This window comes from Stenotrophomonas sp. YJH_SMC_53 (genome assembly GCF_059369995.1).
In genome coordinates this window covers 98,542-125,393 of record NZ_JCAFTF010000012.1, presented here as the reverse complement: position 1 = coordinate 125,393, position 26,852 = coordinate 98,542, and the positions used below count along the sequence as shown (strand labels likewise).

Annotated in this window: 21 protein-coding genes; 5 read left to right on the top strand and 16 right to left on the bottom strand. The window is 68.0% G+C overall.

Annotated features, from left to right (window positions below; genetic code table 11):
* Positions 1–100: IS3 family transposase (locus AC5P7X_RS17435; RefSeq protein WP_495215207.1), on the top strand; the 100-nt coding region annotated here is incomplete at its 5' end.
* 181 nt (positions 101–281) lie between these two features.
* Here the strand turns inward: AC5P7X_RS17435 and AC5P7X_RS17430 are convergent.
* Entirely contained in the window at positions 282–1,259 is a 978-nt protein-coding gene (locus AC5P7X_RS17430) for an isopenicillin N synthase family dioxygenase (protein WP_049414703.1), read from the bottom strand.
* Positions 1,260–1,409: 150 nt separating this feature from the next.
* Here AC5P7X_RS17430 and AC5P7X_RS17425 point away from each other — a divergent pair, with 150 nt between their 5' ends.
* From AC5P7X_RS17425 to AC5P7X_RS17415, 3 genes are read left to right on the top strand one after another with little or no spacing between them, the layout of a single operon-like run.
* The gene (locus tag AC5P7X_RS17425) at positions 1,410–3,287 is read left to right on the top strand and encodes a DUF3413 domain-containing protein (protein WP_495215205.1); all 1,878 of its coding nucleotides are present in this window, start codon (positions 1,410–1,412) and stop codon (positions 3,285–3,287) included.
* Positions 3,288–3,307: 20 nt separating this feature from the next.
* Complete coding sequence (locus AC5P7X_RS17420) at positions 3,308–4,453, top strand: glycosyltransferase family 4 protein (protein WP_495215204.1); 1,146 nt, start codon at positions 3,308–3,310, stop codon at positions 4,451–4,453.
* Positions 4,446–5,303 carry a polysaccharide deacetylase family protein gene (locus AC5P7X_RS17415; RefSeq protein WP_061480014.1) on the top strand — a complete coding sequence of 286 codons (858 nt, stop codon included), beginning with the start codon at positions 4,446–4,448 and terminating at the stop codon, positions 5,301–5,303. Before AC5P7X_RS17420 ends, AC5P7X_RS17415 begins: the two co-directional genes overlap by 8 nt.
* 78 nt (positions 5,304–5,381) lie before the next feature.
* Here the strand turns inward: AC5P7X_RS17415 and glmM are convergent, their stop codons facing one another.
* The 5 genes from glmM to trpB all read right to left on the bottom strand — a co-directional run bounded on the left by glmM (position 5,382) and on the right by trpB (position 10,539).
* Positions 5,382–6,743 (bottom strand): phosphoglucosamine mutase, encoded by a 1,362-nt coding sequence (glmM, locus tag AC5P7X_RS17410; RefSeq protein WP_053500704.1) that lies wholly within the window; start codon positions 6,741–6,743, stop codon positions 5,382–5,384.
* On the bottom strand, positions 6,743–7,618 hold the full coding sequence (gene accD, locus AC5P7X_RS17405; protein ID WP_005417947.1) for an acetyl-CoA carboxylase, carboxyltransferase subunit beta: 876 nt from the start codon (positions 7,616–7,618) through the stop codon (positions 6,743–6,745). The genes glmM and accD overlap by 1 nt, the downstream gene beginning before the upstream one ends.
* A gap of 215 nt (positions 7,619–7,833) precedes the next feature.
* Entirely contained in the window at positions 7,834–8,643 is an 810-nt protein-coding gene (gene trpA / locus AC5P7X_RS17400) for a tryptophan synthase subunit alpha (protein WP_005417949.1), read from the bottom strand.
* 1 nt (position 8,644) lies between these two features.
* A complete protein-coding gene (locus tag AC5P7X_RS17395) occupies positions 8,645–9,325 on the bottom strand; it encodes a hypothetical protein (protein ID WP_005417951.1) in 681 nt (226 codons plus the stop codon).
* Positions 9,322–10,539 carry a tryptophan synthase subunit beta gene (gene trpB / locus AC5P7X_RS17390; RefSeq protein WP_005417953.1) on the bottom strand — a complete coding sequence of 406 codons (1,218 nt, stop codon included), beginning with the start codon at positions 10,537–10,539 and terminating at the stop codon, positions 9,322–9,324. The genes AC5P7X_RS17395 and trpB overlap by 4 nt, the downstream gene beginning before the upstream one ends.
* A 97-nt stretch (positions 10,540–10,636) precedes the next feature.
* On the opposite strand from trpB, the gene AC5P7X_RS17385 reads away from it, so the two are divergent.
* Positions 10,637–11,524: a LysR family transcriptional regulator gene (locus AC5P7X_RS17385; protein WP_346607866.1), complete on the top strand. Its 888-nt coding sequence runs from the start codon at positions 10,637–10,639 to the stop codon at positions 11,522–11,524.
* Between the two features lie 71 nt (positions 11,525–11,595).
* Here the strand turns inward: AC5P7X_RS17385 and AC5P7X_RS17380 are convergent, their stop codons facing one another.
* The 10 genes from AC5P7X_RS17380 to AC5P7X_RS17335 form a co-directional block, all read right to left on the bottom strand.
* A complete protein-coding gene (locus AC5P7X_RS17380) occupies positions 11,596–12,705 on the bottom strand; it encodes a toxic anion resistance protein (RefSeq protein WP_005417957.1) in 1,110 nt (369 codons plus the stop codon).
* A 44-nt stretch (positions 12,706–12,749) separates the two neighbouring features.
* Positions 12,750–13,457, bottom strand: a complete 708-nt coding sequence (locus tag AC5P7X_RS17375) for a hypothetical protein (protein ID WP_053500240.1) — start codon at positions 13,455–13,457, stop codon at positions 12,750–12,752.
* Positions 13,454–18,841, bottom strand: a complete 5,388-nt coding sequence (locus tag AC5P7X_RS17370) for a DNA repair ATPase (protein WP_495215203.1) — start codon at positions 18,839–18,841, stop codon at positions 13,454–13,456. Before AC5P7X_RS17370 ends, AC5P7X_RS17375 begins: the two co-directional genes overlap by 4 nt.
* Before the next feature lie 82 nt (positions 18,842–18,923).
* On the bottom strand, positions 18,924–20,942 hold the full coding sequence (locus AC5P7X_RS17365) for a hypothetical protein (RefSeq protein WP_005417967.1): 2,019 nt from the start codon (positions 20,940–20,942) through the stop codon (positions 18,924–18,926).
* Positions 20,942–21,616 carry an OB-fold-containig protein gene (locus tag AC5P7X_RS17360; protein ID WP_053500243.1) on the bottom strand — a complete coding sequence of 225 codons (675 nt, stop codon included), beginning with the start codon at positions 21,614–21,616 and terminating at the stop codon, positions 20,942–20,944. Before AC5P7X_RS17360 ends, AC5P7X_RS17365 begins: the two co-directional genes overlap by 1 nt.
* Positions 21,617–21,784: 168 nt before the next feature.
* The gene (locus AC5P7X_RS17355) at positions 21,785–22,441 is read right to left on the bottom strand and encodes a phosphoribosylanthranilate isomerase (protein WP_053500245.1); all 657 of its coding nucleotides are present in this window, start codon (positions 22,439–22,441) and stop codon (positions 21,785–21,787) included.
* Positions 22,438–23,208: a tRNA pseudouridine(38-40) synthase TruA gene (truA, locus tag AC5P7X_RS17350; RefSeq protein ID WP_495215202.1), complete on the bottom strand. Its 771-nt coding sequence runs from the start codon at positions 23,206–23,208 to the stop codon at positions 22,438–22,440. Before truA ends, AC5P7X_RS17355 begins: the two co-directional genes overlap by 4 nt.
* A 33-nt stretch (positions 23,209–23,241) precedes the next feature.
* Positions 23,242–23,604, bottom strand: coding sequence for a VOC family protein (locus tag AC5P7X_RS17345; RefSeq protein WP_005417973.1), 363 nt, complete (start codon positions 23,602–23,604; stop codon positions 23,242–23,244).
* Between the two features lie 26 nt (positions 23,605–23,630).
* Positions 23,631–25,658, bottom strand: coding sequence for a FimV/HubP family polar landmark protein (locus AC5P7X_RS17340; RefSeq protein WP_495215201.1), 2,028 nt, complete (start codon positions 25,656–25,658; stop codon positions 23,631–23,633).
* Between the two features lie 145 nt (positions 25,659–25,803).
* Positions 25,804–26,832: an aspartate-semialdehyde dehydrogenase gene (locus tag AC5P7X_RS17335; protein WP_495215200.1), complete on the bottom strand. Its 1,029-nt coding sequence runs from the start codon at positions 26,830–26,832 to the stop codon at positions 25,804–25,806.
* Positions 26,833–26,852 lie beyond the last annotated feature (20 nt).

Genomic DNA, 26,852 nt, shown 5'->3' with positions numbered 1-26,852 from the left:
GGTGGAGTACATCAAGTACTACAACCAAGAGCGAATCAGATTGAAATTGAAGGGACTAAGCCCGGTAAAGTACCGGGAACAGGCCCAAGCAGCCGCCTGACCCCACCGTCCAAGTCTCGGGGGTCACTTCAGGGATGGGTTTACGGCGTCCCCGCCATCCGACACATCCCCGCCTCCCCACGGAACACCCCAGAGCCGCTTTGGCTTTGGCTTTGGCCTCGGCGGGTGCAGGGCGGAGCCCTGCAAAGAAAAAGGCCGCCTTTCGGCGGCCTCACTTTTCTTTACTTCAGCTTGATCTCGCGCAGGCGCTCCTCGAGGAAGCCGTGGGCGGTGATCGGCTCCGGGTACCGGCTCGGGTTCTCCGGGGTGATGCACGAGGGCAGCACGTCGATCAGGAAGTCCGGGTTCGGGTGCAGGAAGAACGGCACCGAGTAGCGCGGCTGGCGCGCCAGCTCGCCCGGAGGATTGACCACGCGGTGGATGGTCGACGGATAAACATGGTTGGTCAGGCGCTGCAGCATGTCGCCGATGTTGACCACGATCGTGTCCGCGTCCGAGGTGAACGGCACCCACTCGCCGTCGTGCGACTGCACTTCCAGGCCCGCGGCACTGGCACCCACCAGCAGGGTGATGAAGTTGATGTCGCCATGAGCACCGGCACGAACGTTCGGGATGTCGTCGGTGGTGATCGGCGGGTAGTGGATCGGGCGCAGGATCGAATTGCCGAAGTTGGTCTTGTCGGCGAAGAAATTCTCCGGCAGGCCGATGTGCAGGGCGAGCGCCGACAGCACGCGCGACCCCAGGTTGTCCAGCGCCTGGTACAGGCCGTACCCCCGCTCGCGGAAGCCCTCGACTTCGGTCGGCCACAGGTTCGGCGCCATCACGTCACGGTACTTGGAGTCGTCGGCGATCTCGCGGCCGATGTGCCAGAACTCCTTCAGGTCGAAGTGCTTGGAGCCCTTGGCGGTCTCCACGCCGAAGGGGGTATAGCCACGGGCGCCGCCGCTGCCAGGCACGTGGTACTTGCGCTTGACCTCTTCCGGCAGGGCGAAGAAGGCCTTGAAGGCATCGTAGGCCGCGTCGATGTCGGCCTGCGGGATGCCGTGGTTGCGGATGCCCGCGAATCCCCATTGGCGATAGGCCGCGCCCAGCTCGGCCACGAAGGCCTCGCGGTCGCTGTCGAAACGGGTGATGTCGAGGGTGGGAATCTGGCTCACAGCGGTTCCTGGCTTGTCATTGGGTCTGGGGGGCCAGCGCATTCATGGCCCGCCTGAACATTGTGACAGATCGCCCGGGGGACGCCACTCGATACGAAGAAACAAACCGATACAATGCGCGACCCGCGCGCGGATTAACGCTTCCGTCACGTTGGGCCCGCCCCTTTGCCCGCTCCCTGAATCCGCCCCGCCATGTCCGCAGCCGCCCCTGCCGCACCCGCCCTTGAAGGTTCCACCCGGCGTTGGCGCCGGCTGGCCTGGTGGTCGCTGTTCGTCGCCGGCAATGCGGCCCTGGCTGCGGCGATCGCACTGGGCAACGTGCCGCTGCGGGACAATCCAGGCGGCAGCGCGGGCCTGGCCTACCTCGCCATCGCCCTGCCCGGCCACCTGCTCGCGTTCGGTGCGCTGGCCGGCCTGCTGCCGTTGCTGCTGGGGCTGTGGCCACGCACTGCCCGTACGCTGAGCATCAGCGCCGTTCTCCTGCAGGGCCTGTGGCTGTGCCTGCTGCTGGTCGACACCAAGGTGTTCACCCTGTACCGCTTCCACCTCAACGCCATGGTCGTGAACATGGTGTTCGGCGGCGCCCTGCAGGACCAGGTCGCCCTGTCCTGGAAGACCTGGCTGCAGGTCGCGCTGCTGGTCGCCGCGGTCTTCGCCGCCGAAGGCCTGCTGGCCTGGGCGTGCTGGAAGCTGTTGCCGGCAGCGCCGCGCCGGCGACGGGTGCTGCAGGCGTGGGCAGCGGTCGCGCTTCTGATGGCCGGCGGCCAGGTCGCCACCGCCTACTACGACGCCCGTGGCGACCGCGATGTGATCGCGCAGTGGAACTACCTGCCGTGGGCGCAACCGATCACCGCCAAGAGCTTCATGCGGCGCCTGGGCGTGGTCAGCCAGCAGCAGGCCGGCCTGCCCGACCCGCGCCATGCGCAGCTGCAGTACCCACTGCACCCGCTGCGCTGCCAGAACCCGCATCGCCCCAATGTGCTGATGGTGGTGCTGGAATCGCTGCGCCAGGACGTGCTGACACCGCAGCTGATGCCCAACACGTCGGCGCTGGCGCAGGACGCGCGCGTGTTCGACCAGCACTTCAGCACCGGCAATGCCACCCGCTACGGCCTGTTCGGGCTGCTGTACGGCCTGCCCGGTGGCTACTGGCCAAGCATGCTCGACGAGCAGCGCGGCTCGCAGCTGTTCCAGGTGCTGGGCCAGCAGGGCTACGACCTGCACCTGTACGGCAGTGCGCCGTTGTACAGCCCGGAATTCGATCGCACGGCTTTCGCCGATGTGCGCGACCAGCTGCACCAGGGTCCATCGGCACTGAAGTCCGACGGCCGCGACCGCGCGATCATCAGTGCACTGCAGCAGGACATCCGCGCCAGCCAGGCGGCGCAGCGCCCGTGGTTCGGCTTCGTGTTCCTCGACTCCACCCACGCGCCCTACCACATGCCCGATGGCTACCCGCCCGTGGCGACGCCGATGGCTGCGGACATCGACTTCCTCAAATTCGGCCCGGAGCATGACCCGACGCCGGAACTCAACCGCTACCGCACCGCCGTGCACTACGCAGACAGCCTGATCGGCTCGCTGCTGGACGACCTTCGCGCACAGGGCCTGGCCGAGGACACCATCGTGCTGGTCACCGGCGACCATGCCGAAGAGTTCAACGACCTCAAGCTGAACTATTGGGGCCACAACGGCAACTTCTCCGACTACCAGCTGCAGGTCCCGTTCGTGCTGCATTGGCCAGGCATGGCCGCTGGCCACGACGCACGCACCAGCTCGCACGAAGACTGGGTACCGACACTGATGCGCCACGCGCTGGGTTGCGAGAACGCACTGACCGATTACAGCACCGGCCAGGACCTGCTGGCCGAACCGCAGGGCCCGCGTGCGCTGGTGGTCGAAAGCTGGTCGCAGCGCGCGATACGCCATGGCGATGCCATCTACGTGTTCGACAAGTTCGGCAACGCCACCGCTCTGGACCTGCGCTACCGGCCGCTGTCACAGCAGGCGCCCGACGCGGCCGCCGTACGCACTGCATGGGAAGCGCTGACCCGCTTCCGCAACCGCTGACCCTCAAGGATCGATCCTGCATGAACCGTCCGCTGCGCATCCTGCACACCGAAGCCGCCAAGGGAATGGGTGGGCAGGAGATCTACATCTTCCGCCACATGCAGGTGATGCGCGCGCGTGGCCACGAGGTGGCGCTGCTGTGCCAGCCCGAAGCGCGACTGGCCAAGCTGGCACGCGACGACGGTTTCACCGTGCACACCCTGCGCATGGGCGGCCTGCTGCGCCTGCTGCGCGGCATCTGGTCGGTCTCGCGCCTGGTGCGCCGCGAACGCTATGACGTAGTCAACACCACCAGCCGCCGTGACGCGCTGATCGCCGCCGCCGGCGCACGCCTGGGCGGCACGCCGCTGGTGGTGCGCTCGCGCCACCTGATGAGCCCGGTCAACTCGCTGCTGACCTATACCGGCCTGCCGCACCGGGTGCTGACCGTCAGCAGCTTCGTCAAGCAGTTGCTGGCCGACCGCGGCATTCCGGCCGAACACATCGGTATCGTGCCGCCCATCGCGGTCCCGCCGCGCTGGAGCGAGATCCGCAAGGACGACCCCTGGCAATGCCTGCAGGAGGTACGCGCGGAAGTGCGCGCCGAGCTCGGCTTCGGCGAACAGGACATCGTGGTCGGTTGCGTGGCGGTGCTGCGCGAACCCAAGGGCCACGCCGACCTGCTGCAGGCGATGGTGCCGCTGTGCAAGACGCACCCGAACCTGCACCTGGTGGTGGTCGGCGATGGCCAGCCGGTCATGGATCGACTGCAGGCGCTGCGCGACGAGCACGGGCTGCAGCAGCAGGTCCACCTGCTCGGCTATCGTGACGGCGCGTGCCGGCTGATGGCCGGCTTCGACATCTTCGCGCTGGCTTCGCACAAGGAAGCGGCCGGTACCGTGTTCCTGGAGGCCGCCTATGTCGGGGTGCCGATCGTGGCCACGCGCGTGGGTGGCGTGCCGGAAATGGTGGTCGATGGCAGCAATGCCATCCTCACCCGATTGGGCGACAATGCAGCCCTGACAGGCGCCCTGCGCCTGCTGGTGGACGATCCGGAACGGCGGCGGCAGATGGGCCGCGCCGGGTGGGACTGGATGCACGGCGCGCACCGGTTCACCCCCGATGGCCACGGTGAGACCACCGAACACTACTACCGCCAGTGGCTGAAGGAGCTGGGACATGGCTGATGCCCGAACCGTACCGGTGCTCATGCACCACCACGTCAGTCCGTCGCCGGGCATGATCACCGTGTCACCGGAAAATTTCGAAAGCCAGATCGCCTGGTTGGCCGGCAACGGCTGGACTTCGCTGACACTGGACCAGTACGCCGGCTTCCTGGCGGGCAAGCCGGTGCCGCGCAAGTCGATCGTGATCACCTTCGACGATGGCTACCTGGACAACTGGGTGTATGCGCACCCGATCCTGCAGAAGTACGGCATGCACGCAGTGGTGTTCGTGGTCACCGGCTGGATGGGCGAAGGCCCGGAGCGGCCCCATGCGGGGCTTGCCGGGGCAGTGCTGCCTGCCACGCCGGACCACCGCGGCTGCGAAGCGGCGATCTACGAGCAGAACCGCAGCGACGACGTGATGATGCGCTGGAGCGAAGCGCGCGCGGCCATCGCCGCCGGCACCTTCGAAGTGCATTGCCACACCCATACCCACACCCGCTGGCTGCGCCGCGACGACCTGGACCGCGCACAGCGCCGTGCGGGCCTGAGCCACGATCTGGCAGTCTCGCGCGAAGTCCTGCGGGACAAGCTCGGCGAGGTGTCCGATACGCTGTGCTGGCCTTACGGCGATTTCGACCAGGACCACATCGAGGTGGCGCGCGAGCACGGCTTCCGCTACCTGCACACCACCCACCCGTTCGGCCGCAACGTGGTCGGCGGCGATCCGGAACGCATCTACCGCTTCGCGATCCGCAACCGCCCGGCGAGCTGGTTGCGCAAGCGCATCGCCCAGAGCTACACCCCCCTGATCGCGCCGCTGTTCAATGGCTTCAAGGCACGCCAGAAGAAGATGGTGCCGGGGCCGTAGGCGGCCCAACGCCCTGCCCCTTCAAAGAAAACGCCCCGGCATTCCGGGGCGTTTTCGTTGGGCGGATGTGCAGCGGCCTCAGGCGGCGGCTTCACGTACCGCCGCGGACAGTCGGTCCAGCGTGTCCTGCATCAGCGTTGCATCATCGGCCTCGACCGTGACACGCACCACCGGCTCGGTACCGGACGGGCGCAGGAACGCACGGCCACGGCCGGCCACCGACTGCTGCGCGTCGGCCAGCGCGGCCTGCACGCTGTCGGCCTGCACCGTTGCCTTGGCCGAGACATTGCCCAGCCGCACGTTGACCGTCTTCTGCGGCACCCGCACCAGTCCCTTCAATGCCTGGCGCAGGGTCTGCCCGCTGTTGCGCAACGCCACCAGCACCTGCAGCGCACTGACGATGCCGTCACCGGTGGTGGCCCGATCCAGGCACAGCAGGTGGCCGGAGGCTTCGCCGCCGAGCACCCCACCGCCTTCGATCAGCGCCTGGTGCACATAGCGATCACCGACGTTGCTGCGCACGAACGGAATCTGCAGATCGGCGAAGGCCTTCTCCACGCCGTAGTTGCTCATCAGCGTGCCGACCACCGGGCCGCGCAGGCGGCCTTCGGCTTTCCATGCGCGGGCCAGGATGTAAAGCAGGTCATCGCCGTCGACCGGGTTGCCCTGGTCGTCGGCCATCAGCACGCGGTCGCCGTCGCCGTCGAAGGCAATGCCGAGATCAGCGCGGGTTTCGCGGACCTTGGCCGCGAGATTGTCGATATGGGTGGAGCCCACGCCGGCGTTGATGTTGACGCCGTTGGGCTCGGCGCCAATGCCGATCACCTCGGCACCCAGCTCGCGGAACAGCAGCGGTGCGATCTGGTAGGTGGCGCCGTGCGCGCAGTCCAGCACCAGGCGTACGCCACGCAGGTCGAACGCGCGCGGCACGCTGGCCTTGCAGAACTCGATGTAGCGGCCGACCGCCTCGCGGCCACGCGATGCCTTGCCCAGCTTCTCCGATTCGGCGGTGGTGAAAGGAACGTCCAGCGCCGCTTCGAGGGCGAGCTCGGTGGCATCGTCGAGCTTCTCGCCCTGGGCGGAGAAGAACTTGATGCCGTTGTCGTAGTGCGGGTTGTGCGAGGCACTGATGACGATGCCGGCATCCACGCCCAGCGTACGGGTCAGGAACGCCACCGCCGGGGTCGGCATCGGCCCCAGCAGCTGCACGTCCGCACCGGCGGCCACCAGGCCGGCTTCCAGTGCCGCCTCGAACATGTAGCCGGAAATGCGGGTGTCCTTGCCGATCACCACGATTGGCCGGCGCCCGTCCTGGCCGCGCTGGGCGACCAGTACACGGCCCAGGGCGTTGCCCAGGCGCAGCACGAAGTCGGCCGAGATCACGCCCTGGCCGACCCGGCCACGGATGCCATCAGTACCGAAGTACTTGCGGCCTCCCATCAAGCCACCTCCGGCGCCGGCTGACGGCCCAGCATCGCCAGCAGGTCGGACAGGCGGTCACGCAGCTCGCGGCGGTCGCAGATCTGGTCGATGGCACCGTGCTCCAGCAGGAACTCCGAGCGCTGGAAGCCTTCCGGCAGCTTCTCGCGCACGGTCTGCTCGATCACGCGCGGGCCGGCGAAGCCGATCAGCGCCTGCGGTTCGGCGATGTTGATGTCGCCCAGCATCGCAAAGGAGGCCGAGACACCACCGGTGGTCGGATGGGTCAGCACCGAGATGTACGGCAGCCCGGCTTCACGCAGCTTGCCCAGCGCGGCCGAGGTCTTGGCCATCTGCATCAGCGAGAACAGGCCTTCCTGCATGCGGGCGCCACCGCTCTGCGAGAAGCACACGTAGGGCGCACCGATCTCGACCGCGGTTTCTGCGGCCAGTGCGAAACGCTCGCCGACCACCGAGCCCATCGAGCCGCCCATGAAGGCGAAGTCGAAGGACGATGCCACCAGCGCACGGCCCTTGAGCAGGCCGCGCATGGCGATCAGCGCGTCGTACTCGCCGGTGTTCTTCTGCGCGATCTTGATGCGCTCGCTGTACTTCTTCTGGTCCTTGAACTTGAGCAGGTCGGTCGGCCCCAGGCGCGCACCGATCTCGGTGGTGCTGTCGGCGTCGAACAGGGCGGCCAGGCGCGCGCGCGCGCGGATCGCCATGTGATGGCCGCACTTCGGGCAGACTTCCAGGTTCTCTTCCAGTTCCGGACGGTACAACGCGCTGCCGCAGTTGCTGCACTTTTCCCACAGGCCCTCGGGGACACTGCGCTTCTTGCTGGGGGTGTTGTCGGTGCGGATGCCGGACGGCATCAACTTGCTGAGCCAACTCATGCGGGAGGACACTTCCGTTCAGGGCGGCCCAGGGGCCGCAAAGGCGGACAGTCTAGCTCCGCTTTCCCCGCCCGTGCACCCCCTTTCCAGCCGCGGGGCAGCCGGAAAAAACCATGCTGGGACGTACGTTTAGGTGCTGGGCGGTACCCGCCGCTGGCCGGCAGCCCTTGCACGCGAGCCATCAGGAGGATGCCGGCCAGCGGCCGGCAGTCCTGTTACGCGTCCAGCGCCTGCCGCAGCGGGGCGAGGAAGGCCCGGGCGCGCTGCACCGCGTCTTCCGCCGAGCCCGCTTCTGCCAGCGCCGCCACCAGCGCGCTTCCGACCACCACGCCATCGGCCTGGCGGGCCATGGCCGCGGCACTGGCGGCATCCTTGATACCGAAGCCCGCCACTACCGGCACCGATGCGCGCGCGCGCAACGCCTGCAGTCGGGTACTGGCGGCATCGCTGTCCAGGCGCTCGGACGCGCCGGTGACACCGGCAAAGCTGACGTAGTAGAGATAGCCACGGGCCAGCGCCAGCAGCTTGTCGGCTCGCGCCTCGCTGGTGGTCGGCGACGCCAGCAGGACCAGCGCAAGGCCGGCTGCGTCGAACGCCTGCTGGGCGTCGCCCGCTTCTTCCGGCGGCAGATCGACCAGCAGCACGCCGTCCACGCCGGCGTCGACGGCGGCCTTGGCGAAGGCCGCGTAGCCATGGATCTCCACCGGGTTGAGGTAGCCCATCAGCACCACGGGGGTCTGCGCATCGCGTTCGCGGAACTGCGCCACGGCCTGCAGGACGTAGCGGCTGCCGGCGCCGCGCGCCAGCGCGCGCTCGGAGCTGCGCTGGATGGTCGGGCCATCGGCCATCGGGTCGGAAAACGGCACGCCCAGTTCGATCACGTCGGCGCCGGCCTCGACCAGTGCGTGCATGACCGGCACGGTCGCCTCCAGCGAGGGATCACCGGCGGTGACGAAGGGAATCAGCGCCTTGCGCTGCTGTTCGCGCAGACGCAGGAAACAGGCATCGAGTCGGGATACGGGCATTTCAGGCACATCCTTCAATCAGTTCAATCGCATCGCTGGTTCCCCAGTACATCCGGGTGACCTTCCCTTCAAACAGTTCCAGGCGGATACCCAGGTCCGAACCCGGGTCCTGCCAGGTGAGGTACTCGCCCTGGTCACCGTCGTAGGCATGCGGGCTGGATACCGGCGGCTTCGGGAACTGCGCCATGGCCTGGGCACGGGTCATGCCGATGCGCAGGCCGAATGGACCGGGCTGTTCAACCGGCAGCTCCGGGTCGTCGCCCGGCTTCAGATCAAAACGGACCACGCGGTCGTCGTCGGTCATCATCGACACGCCCGGCGGCAACCCCCTGCCGTCGTAGTACTCGCAGTCGCCTTCGAAGAACTCTTTCGCGCCCTGCGCCTTCCAGGGCCCCAGTGACTTCAGGTCCCCCATGTGCTGGCCGACCAGCACTTCGCCGGCATGGTCCAGTGCCACCGAGGCGACGGCGGGGGCGTTGTCGCCGTTGCTCTCTTCCGCAGACGGCGGATCGACGATTGGCGTACGCGCCATCGGGTCGAGGTCATCGTTGGCGGCCGGCTGCTGTGCGGGCTGCGCGGTGGCTTTGGCAGCCGGCGCAAGCACTGGCGGTTCCGGCGGCTGGCACGCGGCCAGGCCCAGCACCAGCAGAAGCACCCCGCTGTTCCGCAGCAGCGCGCTCACAGCACCAGCCCTTCGCGCGCGGCGATGGTGTGCACGTCCTTGTCGCCACGGCCGGACAGGTTGCACAGCACGATCTGGTCACGCGGACGCTCACGCGCCAGCTTGATCGCCTGTGCCAGTGCGTGGCTGGACTCCAGTGCCGGCAGGATACCCTCGGTATGCGCCAGCAGGTGGAAGGCCTGCAGCGCTTCTTCATCGGTGATGCCGAGGTAGCGCGCACGGCCGGTATCGGCCAGGAAAGCATGCTCCGGGCCGACGCCCGGATAGTCCAGGCCGGCCGACACCGAGTGGGTCTCGATGATCTGGCCGTCGTCGTCGCACAGCACATAGGTGCGGTTGCCATGCAGCACGCCCGGTCGACCGGCGGCGATCGATGCGGCGTGGCGGCCGGTGCCGATGCCGTCGCCGGCGGCTTCGGCGCCAACGATCTCGACCTGGCGATCGTTGAGGAAGGCGTGGAACAGGCCGATGGCGTTGCTGCCGCCGCCGACGCAGGCGGTGATCGCATCGGGCAGGCGGCCATACTCGGCCAGCATCTGCTCGCGCGCCTCGCGGCCAACGATGGCGTTGAAGTCACGGACCATGCGCGGATACGGATCCGGGCCGGCCACGGTGCCGATGATGTAGAAGGTGTCCTGCACGTTGGTCACCCAGTCGCGCATCGCTTCGTTGAGCGCGTCCTTCAGGGTGGCCGAGCCGGAGGTGACCGGCACCACCGTCGCGCCCAGCAGCTTCATGCGGTAGACGTTGATCTTCTGCCGCTCGATGTCGGTGGCGCCCATGTACACCACGCATTCCAGGCCCAGGCGGGCGGCAACGGTGGCACTGGCAACACCGTGCTGGCCGGCACCGGTCTCGGCGATGATGCGCTTCTTGCCCATCCGCGCGGCCAGCAGCGCCTGGCCGATGGTGTTGTTGATCTTGTGCGCGCCGGTGTGGTTCAGGTCTTCACGCTTGAGCAGGATCTGCGCGCCGCCGACATGGTCGCTCAGGCGCTGGGCGTGGTAGATCGGGCTCGGCCGGCCCACGTAATGGGCCAGGTCGCGGTCGTAGGCAGCCTGGAATGCCGGGTCCTGACGGGCCTGGTCATAGGCCTGGGCCAGTTCCTGCAGCGGACCCACCAGGGTTTCGGCAACAAAGCTGCCGCCGTAGCGGCCGAAATGGCCCTGGGCGTCCGGGAAGGCGTGGTAGTCGGCAATGGGGGAGGCAGACATGGAAGCGACCGCTGGTTCGAGACAGGTGGATACTCTAGCGCACGGGTCTTGACCGGAAAATGGATATTATCTGGCGCATATCGTCAGGAAATCTCACATGAGCCGTTCCCTGCTGCCGCCGCTCAATGCGCTGCGTGCGTTCGAGGCCACCGCCCGTCTCGGCGGCGTTGGCCGCGCCGCACACGACCTGCATGTCACCCACGGTGCGGTCAGCCGCCAGCTGAAGCTGCTGGAAGACCATCTCGGCCTGGCGCTGTTCCAGCGTGCCGGTCGCGGCCTGCGCCTGACCGCTGCGGGCACGCGGCTGCAGGCAGCGTGCAGCGAGGCCTTCGGCGGCATCGAAGACTGCGTGCGCGAACTGCGGCGGCCGGCGGCGGCCCCGGCGCTGGTACTGGGCTGTAGCGGCAGCGTGCTGGCGCGCTGGATGATCCCGCGCCTGCCTGCGCTGCAGGCCGCCCTGCCCGGCGTGCGCCTGCAATGGTCAGCGCTGGATGGCAGCTTCACCGAGGCACAGGCGGCACTGGATGCGGTATTGCTGCTGGCGCAGGGGCCGTGGCCCCGCGGCTGGCAGGTGCGTGAGCTGGCCCCGGAACGGGTCGGCGTGGTGGTGGCCCCCTCGCATCCGGCCGCGCAGCGCCTGCGGCATGTACCGCCCTCGGCGCTGCTGCAGGAAACGCTGCTGCACACCAGCTCACGGCCGCAGGCGTGGCCGGCGTGGGCGCAGGCGCACGCTCTGGACCCCGCGAAGCTGCAGCTGGGTACGGCCTTCGAGCATCTGTACTACCTGCTGGAGGCAGCGGTGGCCGGGCTGGGCCCGGCGATCGCACCCGAGCCACTGGTGGCCGAGGACCTGGCCGCCGGGCGACTGGTCGCGCCGTGGGGGTTTGCCGCCACCGGTGGTTTCTGGGTGCTGGCGCGACCGGACGGACCACCTGATGCGCGCGTGGATGCGCTCGCCGACTGGCTGGGCCGGCAACTCCGCTGACAACAAAAAGGGGACGGAGGGAATTAAGTCGCAAGTGGCACAAACGACTTAATTCCCTCCGTCCCCTTTTTTCAGCTGGCGGTCGGTGTGGCCAGGCGCTGCTGCAGGTCTTCGCGCAGGCGCGACAGCTCGACTTCGGCCTGCTGCCGCTGCTGCATCCCTTCGCGATGGATGCTGCGCACTTCTTCCACCGTGGCGATCAGCTGGTCGTGCACATGGCGCAGCGTGGCCACGTCGATCACGCCGCGCTGGTTGCTGCGCGCGGTATCCACCGAGGCCTGGCGCAGCAGGTCGGCATTGCGACGCATCAGTTCGTTGGTGGCGTCATCGATGGCCGTGGACAGTTCGACCGCAGCCTTCTGTTCGCCCAGCGAGAGCTGGATGGCGAACTGGCGCTTCCACGACGGAATGGTGATGTCGCGGACGGTGTTGAACTTCTCGATCAGCTGCAGTGCGTTGGCCTGGATCAGGCGGATCATCGGCAGCGACTGGTCGGCGGCGTGCTGCATCAGCTGCAGGTCGGACACGCGCTTCTCGATCAACCGGATCGCATTGTCGATCTCGCCCTGGCGGATGCGCTGCTGGGGGTCCTCGCTGCCCTGCCCGGCCAGCTGTTCGGCCTGCAGTTCGGCCAGCCGCTGCTTGCCCGCTGCCGCATACAGGCCGAGCGCACGACGTTCTTCGCGAACGATATCGTGCATGCGGTCGAACTCCCCCACGCGCTTTCCCATCAACGCCTGCTGCACGCCGACGTCGGCCAGCAGCTGTTCGATCTGCGCATTGGTGTCGCTGAACTTCTGCACCAGCTCGCCCTTGGAGGCGCGCATGCGATCAATCAGGCCACCGATCACCGGCACCTTCGATCGCTGCGCGAAGCCATCCAGCTTCAGGCTGCGCGCGATGCGCACCACTTCGCCCAGCTTCTCGCCACTGGCATCCAGGTCACGATTGCGCACCTGGTCCAGCAACTGGCTGGAGAACGCTGCGGTGCGCGTGGCCGCTTCGCGGCCGAACACCTGCAGGTTACCCGGGCGCAGATCGTCCAGTTCCAGACGGATCTCGGCGATGCGCGGCAGGTCCTCGCGTACCAGTCCCAGCGCCTGCAGCGCACCTTCATCGAGCGCAGTGGCGGTGGTCGTGCCGGGTACGAGGGCACCGGGGGTCTGGCTGTCCTGGGTCATCGGGCAGTCTCCTTGCAGTTGGGTAAGCGGCAGCGGCGGCCGGCTCAAGGCAGTCTAGCCTGAGCCGCGGCCACCTCGTCATCGATCTGTGCGTGCAACGTGGCAGCCTTGCCAGCCAACGCAGCGCCCGCAGCGGCCTGGCCCGCCAGTACAGCCTGCCGCCAGGCCGGCAGCAGCACGTCATGGATGCGCGCGAAGCGTTGCAGCAGCATGCTGTCCTGGTCCTGCAGCAGCTGCCATTGACCGGCTTCCAGGCGGCGCAGCGAGGCCAGCCGGCGAAGATGGTCCAGCCGATGCGACAGCGCGGCCTGACCGGCGCTATCCAGCGTCGTCAGCCGCGACGCAGCCAGTTCGGCCCAGCCGTCCAGCGCCGCGGCCGCCGCGGAATGCTCAACGATGGCCATGGCCCGCAGCTGCATGTGCTGCTGCAGGTGCTGGGCCTGCTCACGCGCCTGCAGGGTCAGTACGCCCAGCTGCGACTGCAGCGCGTGCCCTTCTGCTTCGCGAGCGACATCGCGCCCCAGCAGCCGTCCCCACCAGCCTTCCTGCTGCCGGATCTGCGCCGGGTTGCCGGCCTGCAGGGCCAGCGCGATGCGCGCAAGCGCAGCCACCAGGCGCTCACCCGCATCCGGTGGCAACGGCGTTTCGCGCCGCGCCAGCGCCTGCAGCAACGGCGCACCATAGTCGGCCAGCGCAGCGACATCGACCGTATCCGGCAGCATCGGTGGCGGCAGTGGCACGCGCGTGGTCACGGCAGCGGCGGCGGCTTCGGCGTGGATGCCGGCATGCCATCGCCGTCTTCCGGTGGCAATGACTCGCCGTAGAAATGGCGCATCAGCGCCTCATCCAGCGCCCGCTCCTCCGGCGTCGCGGCGCGGCGCACGCGCGCGCGCTGCGCCACCACAGCGCTCGGCGTGCCCCGCTCGACCTGCTGTCGCGCCCAGCCGGCGAACGCGGCCAGGGTCTGCGACACCTGCACCTGCTGCGCCTGCGATGCCGCCAGCAGCTCCACCAGCGGCGCCAGGCCCGCCTGCAGGTCTTCGGCCAGGGCCGTGGCCGGCACGCTGGGGGCTGCCACGACCGGCGCCGGCGCGGCGGCGGGACGCGCCTCTGAAAGGCGATGCAGGGCCTCCAGCAGCGCCGGCCACGGGGCCGGGTCCGCAACGGGGATCGCTTCCGGCGCGGGCGATGGCAGCTGCAGCGCGGTGGCGATATCGGCCAGCTGCGCCACCACGCGCCCGCCGACATCGCTGTCGTCGGCACCCATGGCCTTGTTGCGCAGGAAGTCGCGCTTGATCTGCGCCCAGCGCTGCGCCTGCGTGTCATCCAGTACGCCGCGCAGTTCGGCCAGCTTCAACAGGTTCTCCTCGGCGCCGGTGGTCAGCAGCTGCGCCTCGCCCAGGTAGTGGTCGGAGATCAACTGCTGCAGTTCGTCCTCGTTCATCACCGGGGAGATCTTCTCGGCCAGCTTGTTCATGTTGCGGTAGCTGCCCTGCAGGCGGAACGGCGGCTCGGTGCGGTAGCGGTCGTCCTGTGCGGCGCTGGCGATGTACTGCTGGTTGACCCGGTAGACCACGTCGCGCACACGCAGCATGCGCTGCAGGGTGGCGGTGATCTCGTTGATCTCCGCGCTGCTGTAGGCGTGGCTGAGGCTGTTGGTCGAGACCTCCTTGCCCATCGCGCGGTCGACCAGCACATACAGGTCGGCCATGTCGCGCGTGGCCAGCGGCGCCAGCACCGGATTGGAGGTCAGGCTGTTCTCGATGTAGCTGAGGGTGAAGGCGGCCTCCATGCCACCGAGCACGTCACCGAGGTTGTAGATGTCGGCACGGTTGGCCAGCATGTCCGGAATCTTGAACACCTCGCCGGACTCGGTGTACGGGTTGCCGGCCATCACCACGCAGAACTTCTTGCCGCGCATGTCGTAGGTGCGTGTGCGACCGCGCCACACACCCTCGATACGGCGGGTGCCATCGCACAGCGAGATGAACTTCTGCAGGAACTCGGGATGGGTGTGCTGGATGTCGTCCACATACAGCATGGTGTTGTTGCCCATTTCCAGCGCCAGGTTGAGCTTCTCCAGCTCCTGCCGCGAGGTCGCGTCCGGTGCCTGGGCCGGGTCCAGCGAGCGCACCTCGTGGCCCAGCGCCGGGCCGTTGATCTTCATGAAGACCAGGCCCAGCCGGTGCGCCACGTATTCCATCAGCGTGGTCTTGCCATAGCCCGGGGGCGAAATCATCATCAGCAGGCCCATCAGATCGCTGCGCTTGTTCTCGCCGACCGTGCCCATCTGCTTGGCCAGGTTGTCACCGATCACGCCCAGGTAGACATCGTTGATCAACTTGTTGCGTACGAACGAGGACAGCGGCCGCGCCTTGAACTCGGAAAGCCGCAGGGTCTCGCGCTCGCGACCGATGATGCCCTGGCGCAGCGCCTGGTAGGCATGGAACGCTGGCACGAAATGACGCAGGTGCTGCTGCAGGCGCGCCAGGAAATCATCCAGCGATACCACCAGCGTGCCATTGCTGATGCGTGCGTGTTCACCCAGCAGGCCATTGACCTCCGCCTGCAGTGCGGCATCGCTGGTACGGGTGCGCAACTGGCGCTGCACCAGCAGCAACGCGGCGGCTTCGTCGACATAGCCGGCATGCTGGGCATGCGCCGGCATCCGCGCCACTGCGCGCAGCCACTGCCCAGCCAATGACCAACGCGTAGCCAGTGGATCCTGGCCGCGCTGCAGGGCACGCTCGACCGCCTCACGCTGCCCCGCCTGCTCCAGCTGCTGGGCCAATGCCTCCAGCAGCGCCACCGCGTGGCGGCTGCTGCTGAACACCGGATCGCCCGCCGCCAGTTCTTCGCCCAGATAGGCGGATGCAGCCTGCGCGGCATCTGCATCGAACGGCAACACGTGGGACTGCGCATACGCCAGCAGCGCCTCGGCCATTTCTGTGCGCAACGCCAGACGCCCTTCGTCGGACCCCAGCAGGCGTGCCAGCGCCTCGGCGCCCACCTGCCGCGCCGGCCATTGCGCCACCGCTTCGCGCCGCTGCTCGGCGGCCCAGAACAGCAACGCCAGCGCACGCACCCGCGGTGCATGGCGCAGGCTGCCGGCCGCCTGCTGCAAAGGCAGTAGCGCACGCAGGATCAGTGCCGCATCGTGGTCATGGATGCCGCGCTCGTAGCCTTCGCGATAGCGTGGTGCGGCAAACGCACGCACGCGCTGATCCAGCGCTTCCGGGTTCGCGACGTCGTGCTGCAGCGCAGCCAGATCGAGGCCGTCGCGCCCCTCCTGCGCGGCCAGCAGCAGGCTGCCGGCCAGGTACTCGCCGCGATACAGCGTGGGCGATTCCGAGTCGAGGGTGACCGGCCAGAACGGCTTGAGTGCGTCCAGCTCCGGGTCGTGCAGGGTCTCCAGGAAGTCGGTGCCGGTCAGATGGATGGCCAACGTATCGCCACGCGGCAACAGGGTCAGGTCCAGTGCCTGCGTATTGACGCTGAAGCGATGGCGCGGGCCCAGCCGCACCACGTTGCCGCCGGCTTCGTACAGGTCACTGCGGTCGCGCAGCTGGCGCACTGCCTGGTCACGCACGCCCTTCAGCCGCGCCTCGATGTCGTCGGCCTTGACGTTGTCGTGCAGCGTGCGCAGGCGCTCGGCCAGCTCACGCAGCTTGAGGATCAGCGGATCGCCGGCAAAGAACGCGTTGAGCTCATCGGCGGTGGCGAAGCGCTCGGTGCGCCTGGCCAGGCCGTCGAGGATCCGATTGGCCGCATCCAGTACCGAACGCGCCTTGCGCTGGCGGTCATCCAGCAAGGCCTGCTTGTGCGTTTCGAAGGCCTCGACCAGCTCTTCGCGCTTGCTCAGGATGTCGCCGAGGAACTGCTCGTGTTCGCCAAACTGGCTCTCCAGTTCTTCCAGCTGGACCAGCAGGCGCGACAACTGCTCGTCGGCACGTTCGGGGTCGGTGGCCAGCGCCAGCGCGCTGGTGATCGACTGCGAGAACAGCGCGAACTGGGCGGCGAACTGCGCCACGGCCTCGGCCGAACCGAGTGACCTGCGGCGCTGGTCAGCACGCGCGCGCGCCTGGTTGAGGCGACCGTACAGCACCGAGATCGACTCGACCACGCGGGTGCGGGCAGTGGCATCGTCCACCTTCAGGCCGGCCATCAGCTCCGACAGCATGTCCAGGTCGGACGCCATGCCAAGCAGGCCTTCCAACTGCTCGTCCAGCTGGCGCGCCGTCTGTGCCTGCTGCGCGGCATCGTCCAGCGCCTGCAGGCGCGTGGCCAGCGGCGCCAGCGCCTCCTCGCCGGCGAGGAAGTCACCGGTGGCGGCGCCAACACGGTCCTGTGCCTCCACCAGTTCGACGGTCATCGCCTCGATGCGCGCGGTGTCGATGTAGCGCAGCTCGCGGAGGGTCAGCAGCCGCCCGCGCAATGCGGTGATCGCGTTGAGGGCCTCGACGAAGGCCTGCACCTCGCTCCAGTTCTGCGGTTGCAGCCGGCCCAGCAGCGCCTTGTGCGCGGCCTCGGCCTCCAGCATCGCCTGCGCCGATTGCTGACGGATCGACTGCACCTTCTCGTACTCGTCCAGCACCGATTCGCCGGTCGCGCTGATCTGCCGCAGCAGCGCCTCGGCGCCATCGCAGGCCGCGTCACCCAGCCAGTGGTGCGCATCGAACAGGCGCCGCGTATCGGCCACCAGGCGCTGGTAGCGCTGTACCGACACGTCCTGGCCATCGATCTCGCGCGCCAGGTTGAACAGGTTGGAAATGCCGCGCACCAGCTCGGCGTTGCCGATGCGGCCCATGAACGTGTTGCCGGGCGGCCGGTTGGCGGCGAACTCGTCACTGCTGAACGGCGTCTGCCAGACCTGCATCGGATGGATGCGGGTCGGTTCGCTGCCCTCGGCATGGAACAGCACCATGCGCCCGTCCTGCATCAAGGCGTAGCCATGGCCGAACACCGGGTTCTGCAGCACGCGCTGGATGGTGTTGTAGACGAACAGCGCCGAGCGCCCGCCTTCGCGCTCGTAGAAGATGTACAGCACGTCCTCGCCGTTTGGCGAACGGATGCTGCGCTTGAACTGCATGCCGGCCATCGAGGCATCAAATGCCTTGTGCTCGCCGCCCTGCAGGTAATAGCCACCCGGGAAGATCACGCCATGGTCTTCGGGCAGCTGCACGCAGGCCTGCACGATCGCATCATTGCGCACGATGCCGCCGGTCAGCGTGTTGTAGATCAGGCCGCGCCATTCGGTCTCGCGGTACGGCAGCACCTTCAGCAATACCAGCGAGCCGACCCGGGCGAACTCGAACTGGGCGTCGTCCAGCGACTGCGTGCTGTCCTCCACCGGCTCGCTGTAGATGCCCTGGCCGGTCTCGGTGTTGTTCTCCACCTTGATGGTGAGATCACCGCCGGTGGTCTCCACGAACAGGGTGTCGAGGATGTTCAGGTGCGAATGCCGGCCACTGACCGCAAGGTCGCGGGTGGCCTTGGTCCATTCGAAATCAAACGGCGGCGGCAATGCGATGTCGCGCTCACCGCGCGCATCCAGGTAAGTCAGCTCGCCCTCGCGCGACAGCGCCCAGCGGAACACGCGCACGTCGCTGCTGCGCTCGCCGATCTGGAACGAGGCCAGCAGCTTGTCGCCGACCACGATCAGCTGCAGCAGGCGCGCGTGCTTGTAGTAGGCATACAGCTCGTTGAAATCGTGCACGAAGCCGGGCTGGTCGAGGAAGCTGCCCTTCAGTTCCAGCGCAGCGACGTCGTAGCCGTCGCTGCCCTGCACCAGCCGGTACAGGCCGAACACATCCTCGATGCGGGTCTGGGTCTTCAACCCGATGAACACGTTGTAGCCGAACAGCAGGCGGTCCGGGCCCACCTGCACGATGTCACGGCCGACGCAGTTGTTGTCGCTGCGGATGCGGAAGCGCCCGACCACCTCCAGGCGGCTGTCGCCGAACTCGGCCAGGCGCTGGCGGTTGAGCGTTTCGGCCAGGCCCTGCAGGCGCTGGCCCTGCTCGGCCAGGCGGCGGCGCAGGACTTCGTAGGCGCCGCCCTGGGCGACAGCCTGGTCGACGGTGCTGCCGCCGGCCTCCGGCGCAGTGGATTCGGCGGACGGATGGGTTTCAGACATCAGCAGGTTTCCGGCTCACGGGCGGACGGCCGCGGTTGCGGCCGGCGCGGGCGGGCGATGGCGGCGGCCATCGCCCGATGCATCAACGGGCGCTGTCGACCACGGTAGCCGACACGGTCGGTACCGCTTCGGCATCCTCGGCGATCTGGCGCGGCGCCGGTTCGGCCACGGCCACGCCCAGGTAGCGCTGCATCAGCTCCTGCACGATCGGGCTCTTGCCGGCGAAGCCTTCGATCGACTTGCCCAGCGACACCGCCTTGACCAGGTTCTCGAACATGCCGCCGTCGCCACCGACCAGGTCGATATCGGCGTTGCGCAGCGCGCTGGCGATGACATTGGCGTTCTCGCGCGAGACTTCCTTGCCGGCTTCGATCGAGGCCAGCGCCTGCTTCAGGCTGTTGTCCAGCATCATGCGGAACTCTTCATGACCACGTGCCTGGTCACTCAGCGAGGCGATGGCTTCGAACTTGCGCACCAGGCCCTCGGCCTCGGCCAGCAGCTTCTTCTGCACCACGCCGGCTTCGGCATTGCCCAGCGACTCGGTGGCGGTGGCACGGGCCAGGCCCATCTTTTCCTCGCCCTGTGCCTGCGCCTGCAGGGTCTCGGCCAGCACGCGGGCTTCGTTGCTGCCCTGCTTCAGGCTGGCTTCGGCCTTGGCTTCGATCACGCGGGCCTCGGCAATGCCGACCTTCTCGATGGCCAGCGCCGAAGCTTCACGCACCTGCGCTTCGGCCAGGCCCGGCGCTGCCTGTTCGGCACGCAGGGCATCGGCCAACAGGCGCTTGGCTTCGGCCTGCTTGCCGGCCGCTTCATGCTCGGCCTGGGCCAGCGTGGTCAGTTCCACCGCGCGATGCTTTGAAGCGGTCTCGCGCGCCTGCGCTTCCTTGACTTCGCGCACCAGCGCTTCCTGCGCCTTGGCCTCGGCTTCCAGGATCAGCACCTGCTTCTGGCGGTCGGCCTCGGAGACTTCGCGCACTTCCTTGATGCGCTCCTCTTCCTGCGCCACGGTCTTGTCGATGGAGATGCGTTCACGGGTGATGTTGGCCACGTCCATCTTGCCCTGCTCGACCACCTTGTCACGCTCCACGCCCTGCAGCTGCACTTCACGATCGGTGGTGACCTGCTCCAGCTGGCGTGCGCGCTCCACGCGCTCGGCCTCGATGGCCACGGCACGCTGGCGGTTCTGCTCGGCCACTTCCACTTCGCGCAGGCGGTTCTGGTCGCGGATCTCGATCAGCTGCTGCGCTTCGATGCGGGCATTCTCGGACAGCTGGCGCTGTTCTTCCTGCACCTTGGCGGTCTCGGCCTCCTCGCGCGCACGGATGGTCTCGATCTCGCGCTTCTGCCGCGCTTCGGCTTCGGCCTGCTGGCGTTCCAGGGCCAGCAGCGCTTCGCGCGCTTCCACGTTCTTCTTGGTGATGGCGAGCTTCTCGTTCTGCTCCAGCTCGTTGGTCACCACGTTCTGCGCGGCGGTCAATTCGGTGATCTTGCGGATGCCCTGCGCATCGAGAATGTTGAACTGGTCCAGCAGCGATTTCGGGGTCTGTTCCAGGTAGTCGATCGCCACGTCCTCGAGAACGTAGCCGTTCAGATCATTGCCGATCACCGCGATGATCTCGTCGCGGAACTCCTGGCGCTTCTCGAACAGTTCGGTGAAGTCGAACTTCTTGCCGACCGTCTTCAGCGCTTCGGAGAACTTGGCGTTGAACAGCTCGTCGACGGCATGCTTGTCCGATGCACGGTCGGCACCGATGGCCTTGGCCACCCGCAGCACGTCGGCCTGGGTCTCGTTGACCCGCAGGTAGAACGCCACGGCGATATCGGCACGCATGTTGTCGCGGCAGATCAGGCCTTCCTTGCCGCGGCGGTCGATCTGCAGCGTGATCAGGCTGATCCGCATCAGCTCGGCGCGGTACAGCACCGGGATGATCAGCGCACCGGTGAAGTGCACCTTGGGCGTGGAGCTCATGTCGTTGACGATCAGGGCCACGCCCTGGTCGACCTTGCGGTAGAAGGCCTTGAACAGGCCGGCCAGGCCGAGCAGTGCGACCAGCAGCACGGCTACGCCGATCAGGAAGGGGGCCATGGTTGCCAACGTCATCAGTGATTCTCCTTGTTGCCCGGAAGCAGGTTGTCCTGGAAGTCGAGGGCGACCGCGTCGGCGCGGACCACCCGGTAATGGTGTTGATCAGCCACGTGTTCGACCAGCACGATGCGCTCGCCACGCTGCAGTTCGATCTCGCTGCGCACCTGCAGCACCAGTCCGGCGCCTCCATCGTCGAAGGTGGCGTGACCGCTGCGGGCATCCACCTTCGGCGAGGCAACCACGCCGGTACGCCCCAGCAGCGAGGCCTGCGCCACCGGGCGCAGGCGCAGCAGGAACCTGCGGACGGGGCGCAGCAGCAGCGCGGTGAACGGCACCGCCGGCAACGGCGCCAGAAGGGCCACGACCGCACCGATGGCCCAGCGCAGCAGGTCCGGCAGCGGCAACAGCACGAACAGATGGACGAAATAGGTGACGATCCAGGCGAAGAAACCCAGCAGCGTCACCACAAGCATGAGGGGAACCCCACCCAGGCCCCAGCGCGCCAGCAGCGCGGACAGTCCCTGCAGATCATGTGGGTCGCCATGCAGTGCCCCATCGGCGCCGGCATCGCCAAACCCGTCGTCGACCAGGCCGAAGGCCGCCAGTGCCCAATACAGCACCGCCACCGCCAGCACGATGCTGTACGGCAGGGTCGGGAAACCGAACACGACGGTGAGGAACTCCTGCATCGCTTGCCTTCCTGGGCTGTGGGCGGCGGCCGCCCGTTCGGGACGCGCCGGACGCGCCCCGTCGATCCCCGCGCCGGCCCTCATGGCAGGCGCGCTTGGGACCATCCTATGTGAAGAATGCGTGCAGGCTCAAATCCAGGTCCAGATCACGGCAAATAGTGACGACAATCACTCAAGAACCGTGCAATCGGCGCGGCGCACTTCCTCGACGAAAGTACGCATCCTGTAGCCGTCCTTGATGCCCGGCTCCAGTTCGATGCCGCTGGAGACATCCACGCCCCACGGCAGGGTGGCCAGCACCGCGTCGTAGACGTTTTCCGGGTTCAGGCCGCCGGCGAGCAGGAACGGGCGATGCAGGCCGGTCGGGATCCGGCCCCAGTCGAAGGCCACGCCGGTGCCGCCACCGCCGCCCGGGGCATGGCTGTCGAACAGGAAACCGGCGGCGCTGGGATAGCGCAGCTGCAGGGTGCGGGCGTTGATCTCTTCACGCCCGCCCATGGCGATCGCCTTCAGGTAGGGCATGTTGAAGCTGCGGCAGAAGCCCTCGTCTTCCTCGCCGTGGAACTGCAGCAGGGTCGGTCGTACCGTGCGCAGCACCTCGCGCACCTCTTCCTTGCTGTTGTTGCGGAACAGCGCCACCACGTCGACCATGGGCGCGATCGCCTGGCGCATCGCGCGCGCTTCGGCCGGAGCGACCCGGCGGCTGCTTTCACGGGCAAAGATGAAACCCACCGCGTCCACGCCCAGCTCACCGGCCAGGCGGACATCGCCGGCCCGGGTCATGCCACAGAACTTGATGCGTGTGCGGTAGTAGGAGCGGCTCATAGCGTGACCTCGGCGGGCAGGTGCCAGTTGTCGGGGTACAGGGGCCCAAGGAACACCAGGCCCTGCGGCGGTGCGGTGGGACCGGCTACGGTGCGATCGCGCCCGGCCAGCAGTTCGGCGATCCATTCCACCGGCTTCTCGCCACTGCCCACCAGGATCAGCGATCCGACGATATTGCGGACCATGTGATGAAGGAATGCATTGCCCTGCACGGCAACCTCGATCACCTCGCCCTGGCGGCTGACCTGCAGTGACTGCAGCTCACGCCGGGCGTGCAGCGCCTGGCACTGCACCGAACGGAACGCACTGAAGTCGTTCTCACCGAGCAGGGCCTGCCCGGCGGCGTGCATCAGGGTCTCGTCCAGCGCGCGGCGCTCCCAGCTCAAGGTCTGCCGGTCCAGCGCGGGCCGCACTTCGCGGTTGAGCAGGCGGTAGCGGTAGCGGCGTGCGCGCGCGGAGAAACGCGCGTGGAAATCCCCGGCCACCGGCACGCACCAGCGCACTGCGATCGAGCGCGGCAGGCGGGTGGTAGTGCCCAGCATCCACGCGCGCGGATCGCGCACCACGTCGGTATCGAAGTGCACGACCTGGCACAGGCCGTGCACGCCGGCATCGGTGCGGCCGGCACAGACCACCTGCAGCGGCGAATCGGCCACCGACGACAGGGCCTGCTCAAGGCTGGCCTGCACGCTCGGGCCGCTCTCGCCCAGGTTCTGCCAGCCCCTGAAATCGCTGCCGTCGTACTCGACGCCAAGCGCGTAACGCATGTGCTACCTCAGATATTGCGGGAGGGGCGGCGCTCAGGCCGGATCGCGTTCGGACCACACCGCCAGTTCGTTGCCACCGGGCTCGACGAACTGGAAACGACTGCCGCCGGGGAAGGAAAACACCGGCCGCACGATCTCACCGCCAGCGTCAAGCACCGCCGTTTCGATCGGTGCCAGCTGGTCAGCGTACAGCACCAGCAGTGGCGCACCGGCATCGCTGGCCCGCAGCGGCTGGCCGCGGAAGAAGCCGCCCTGCAGGCGGCCGTCGTCGAACGCGGTGTAGTCGCTGCCATAGTCTACGAACGACCAGCCGAACGCCTTCTCGAAGAAGGCGCGGCTGGCCGCAGGATCCGTGGAAGCGAATTCAACGTAGTCGATGCGGCGCTCGCGGCTCATGACGGGGTCCTTGTCGGCAGGGTCGATCACGGCAGGCGGGCCAGCAGTTCGCGGGCCTGGGCCTGGCAGTGCAGGTCGCCGCCCTCGGCCACTTCCTGCAGCAACGTACGCGCGGTCTGGGCATCGCCCAGGTCGAGGTAGGCGATGGCCAGCTCAAGGCGCTCCTGCCCGGCGCGCGGCGCCCAGCCGGCATCGCCGGCCGGCGCCGCAGCACCGTCTTCATGCGGCGCTGCGGCCAGCGCGTCGTGCGGCGCTGCGCCTGAAGCCTCGCCGTCAGGGTGCTCGGCCGGCAGGTCGAACACGCCGCGGAACTGCGGCTGCTGTTCGGCGTGCAGCGCGTAGTCCGGCACTGCCACCTCGCCGGGGGCCGCCTGCGCGAGCGGCTCATCCTGCGCGGCGGCGGCCGGCGTGGGATCCTCCTGCGTGAGCACCGGCTCGTCCCAGCGCGGCAGGTCGGTCACTGCCTCGGGCAGCTCCACCACTTCGTCATCGCGCAGCGTCTGCGCCTGCCAGTCAGCCTGGGCGGCGACGTCGGCGACCGGTTCGGCAGCCACGTCATCCTGCCCCCCGGTTTCGCTCGCCCAAGCCGGCATCGCCGGCTCCTGGCGGCCCGCTTCGGGCCCCACCGACGACCACGAGGACTGCTCGGCCAGGGTATACAGCGCCGCGCCCGCCGGTACCGCAGCGGTCAGACCGGCGGCATCGTCTTCGTCGCGCAGCGGCGGCAGCGGCGATGGCTTGCGACGACGCAGCAGCCAGGCTGCACCGGCCGCCAGCAGCAGCACTGGCAGCCCCAGCCAGTACCACGGCGTTGCCGCATCGCGGGTATCCGGTACCTGCGCCAGGCGCTGCTGCGCGGCGGCCAGGTCGTTGTCCTTCATCGCGATCAGCGACTGCTGCTGTTCCTTGAGTTTTTCCAGGTCGGCGACGCGCTGCTTCAGCTCGCCAATCTCGGCATCGCGGGTCGCGATGTCCTCGCGTGCCTGGCGCAGTTGTTCGTTGCCCAGCATGTCACCCTCGCTGCCGGCTCCAGTGCCGGTGGTTGTGCCCGCGCGCGCGGCGTCGGAAGCCAGCGCCGGGGCGATTTCAAGTCGTGCCCCATTGGCCGCGGCCGGGGAAGAAGCGTTCGTGGTTGCCGCCGCGGCCACCGGGGCGACGGTACCCGCCGGTTGCGGCACGGTGCGCGCCTGCCGCCACTGCGCGGCATGCTCGCGCACCAGCACTGCGGCCTCGGCGGCATCGACCGCCGCCAGTGCATCGCTGTCTGGCATGCGCAGTACGGCGCCTTGCTTGAGCAGGTTGACGTTGCCGCGGATGAAGGCCTCCGGGTTGGCCCGCAGCAGGGCGATCATCGCGCGGTCGCGGCTGACCTGGTTGCCGCGGGCCACCGCGCTGGCGATCTGCGACAGGGTCTGCCCACGCTGGACGATGACGCTGCCATCGGCTGCCTGCGCGGCAGCGGGTGCAGCCCCTGCCCGCGGGCGAGCCGATGCAGGTGCCGGCGCTGCCGCAGTGGACGGCGCAGGTGCGCTTGCGTTCTCCGCAGCGGCCGGTGCCGGTGCAACATCACGGACGATGGTGTTGGAGAGGGTACCTGCCGGCGCGACGATTTCCGGTTCGGCCACCGCCAGTGCGCTGGAGGGCGCATCAACCAGTGCCGAGTATTCGCGCACCAGGCGGCCCTGGCCCCAGTCGGCCTCGATCAGGAAGCTCAGCGACGGGGTTTCGACCGGCGTCTGCGAGGTCACCCGCACCACCGCCCTGCCCTGCGCATTGCGGGTCAGTTCGAACTGCAGCTCGCTGACCAGCCCGGCCGGCCGCTGCAGGCCGACGCGTTCGAAGGTGACCGCAGAGGCCAGCGCGACGCGCAGGTTCTCCAGTTCGGATGGATCGGCCGAGACTACCGGGATTTCGGCCAGCAGGGGCTGGCCCGGCTTGGACAGGACACGGATGTCACCCAAGCCCAGGGCAAGCGCCGAACTGCTGGCCAGGGCCAGCAGCGCGGTGGAAAGATAGAGGAGCGGGCGCTTTGCGCCCCTGGCCCGTTTATTCATGGGCGACACTATAAAGCGTGCGGACCGCGGTCCGCATCCACCGAGGGGGACCTTCGGCGGTGCTGGCCGCTGGCCGGCACCACCACATGCCCATCACGGCAATGCCGGCCAGCGGCCGGCACTACCGGTCAGGCAACCACGGTGATCAACGCTGTTCGGCGGCGACCAGCTCGGCCAGCTGCACGGCGTTCAGGGCAGCGCCCTTGCGCACGTTGTCCGACACGATCCACAGGTTCAGGCCACGCGGGTGCGACAGGTCCTCGCGGATACGGCCGACATACACCGCATCGGTCCCCGAAGCATGGGTAACCGGAGTCGGATAGCCACCGGCCTCGTGACGATCCACCACTTCGATGCCCGGCGACTGCTCCAGCAGCGCGCGCGCTTCAGCGACGGTGACCTTGTCGCGGGTCTCGATCGCCACCGACTCGGAGTGGCCGTAGAACACCGGCACGCGCACCGCGGTCGGGTTCACCAGGATGCTGTCGTCACCCAGGATCTTGCGGGTTTCCCAGATCAGCTTCATCTCTTCCTTGGTGAAGCCGTTGTCCTGGAAGTCGTCGATGTGCGGGATCAGGTTGAAGGCGATCTGCACCGGGAAGCGCTGCGGATCGATCTCCTTGAAGCTGAGCAGCTGACCGGTCTGCTTGCCCAGCTCCTCGGTGGCCGAACGACCACCGCCGGACACCGACTGGTAGGTGGAGACGTTGATGCGCTCGATGCCGTACTTGCGGTGCAGCGGCGCCAGCGCCACCAGCATCTGCATGGTCGAGCAGTTCGGGTTGGCGATGATGCCGCGCGGACGGTTGGCGACCTGTTCCGGGTTGACCTCGGACACCACCAGCGGCACGTCATCGTCGTAACGGAAGGCCGAGGAGTTGTCGATCACCACCGCACCGGCGGCGGCGAACTTCGGTGCGTATTCCTTGGACACGCTGCCGCCAGCCGAGAACAGCGCGATCTCGACACCGGTCGGATCGAAGGTGGCCAGGTCCTGGACCTTGACCTTCTGGCCGTTGAATTCAATCTCGCCACCGGCCGAACGCTCGGAGGCGAGGACGCTCAGGGTGCCGACCGGGAAATCACGCTCGGCCAGGATCGACAACATGGTCTCGCCAACGGCGCCGGTGGCACCGACGACGGCGACGTGGAAACTGCGCTGTGCATTGCTCATGGGGAACTCTCACGAAAACG

Bases quoted from the DNA above. Each gene is read 5' to 3' on its own strand.
- AC5P7X_RS17430 (WP_049414703.1), bottom strand. From the start codon at position 1,259: ATGCGCTGGCCCCCCAGACCCAATGACAAGCCAGGAACCGCTGTGAGC.
- AC5P7X_RS17425 (WP_495215205.1), top strand. From the start codon at position 1,410: ATGTCCGCAGCCGCCCCTGCCGCACCCGCCCTTGAAGGTTCCACCCGG.
- AC5P7X_RS17420 (WP_495215204.1), top strand. From the start codon at position 3,308: ATGAACCGTCCGCTGCGCATCCTGCACACCGAAGCCGCCAAGGGAATG.
- AC5P7X_RS17415 (WP_061480014.1), top strand. From the start codon at position 4,446: ATGGCTGATGCCCGAACCGTACCGGTGCTCATGCACCACCACGTCAGT.
- glmM (WP_053500704.1), bottom strand. From the start codon at position 6,743: ATGGGAGGCCGCAAGTACTTCGGTACTGATGGCATCCGTGGCCGGGTC.
- accD (WP_005417947.1), bottom strand. From the start codon at position 7,618: ATGAGTTGGCTCAGCAAGTTGATGCCGTCCGGCATCCGCACCGACAAC.
- trpA (WP_005417949.1), bottom strand. From the start codon at position 8,643: ATGCCCGTATCCCGACTCGATGCCTGTTTCCTGCGTCTGCGCGAACAG.
- trpB (WP_005417953.1), bottom strand. From the start codon at position 10,539: ATGTCTGCCTCCCCCATTGCCGACTACCACGCCTTCCCGGACGCCCAG.
- AC5P7X_RS17385 (WP_346607866.1), top strand. From the start codon at position 10,637: ATGAGCCGTTCCCTGCTGCCGCCGCTCAATGCGCTGCGTGCGTTCGAG.
- AC5P7X_RS17380 (WP_005417957.1), bottom strand. From the start codon at position 12,705: ATGACCCAGGACAGCCAGACCCCCGGTGCCCTCGTACCCGGCACGACC.
- AC5P7X_RS17370 (WP_495215203.1), bottom strand. From the start codon at position 18,841: ATGTCTGAAACCCATCCGTCCGCCGAATCCACTGCGCCGGAGGCCGGC.
- AC5P7X_RS17365 (WP_005417967.1), bottom strand. From the start codon at position 20,942: ATGACGTTGGCAACCATGGCCCCCTTCCTGATCGGCGTAGCCGTGCTG.
- AC5P7X_RS17360 (WP_053500243.1), bottom strand. From the start codon at position 21,616: ATGCAGGAGTTCCTCACCGTCGTGTTCGGTTTCCCGACCCTGCCGTAC.
- AC5P7X_RS17355 (WP_053500245.1), bottom strand. From the start codon at position 22,441: ATGAGCCGCTCCTACTACCGCACACGCATCAAGTTCTGTGGCATGACC.
- truA (WP_495215202.1), bottom strand. From the start codon at position 23,208: ATGCGTTACGCGCTTGGCGTCGAGTACGACGGCAGCGATTTCAGGGGC.
- AC5P7X_RS17345 (WP_005417973.1), bottom strand. From the start codon at position 23,604: ATGAGCCGCGAGCGCCGCATCGACTACGTTGAATTCGCTTCCACGGAT.
- AC5P7X_RS17340 (WP_495215201.1), bottom strand. From the start codon at position 25,658: ATGAATAAACGGGCCAGGGGCGCAAAGCGCCCGCTCCTCTATCTTTCC.
- AC5P7X_RS17335 (WP_495215200.1), bottom strand. From the start codon at position 26,832: ATGAGCAATGCACAGCGCAGTTTCCACGTCGCCGTCGTCGGTGCCACC.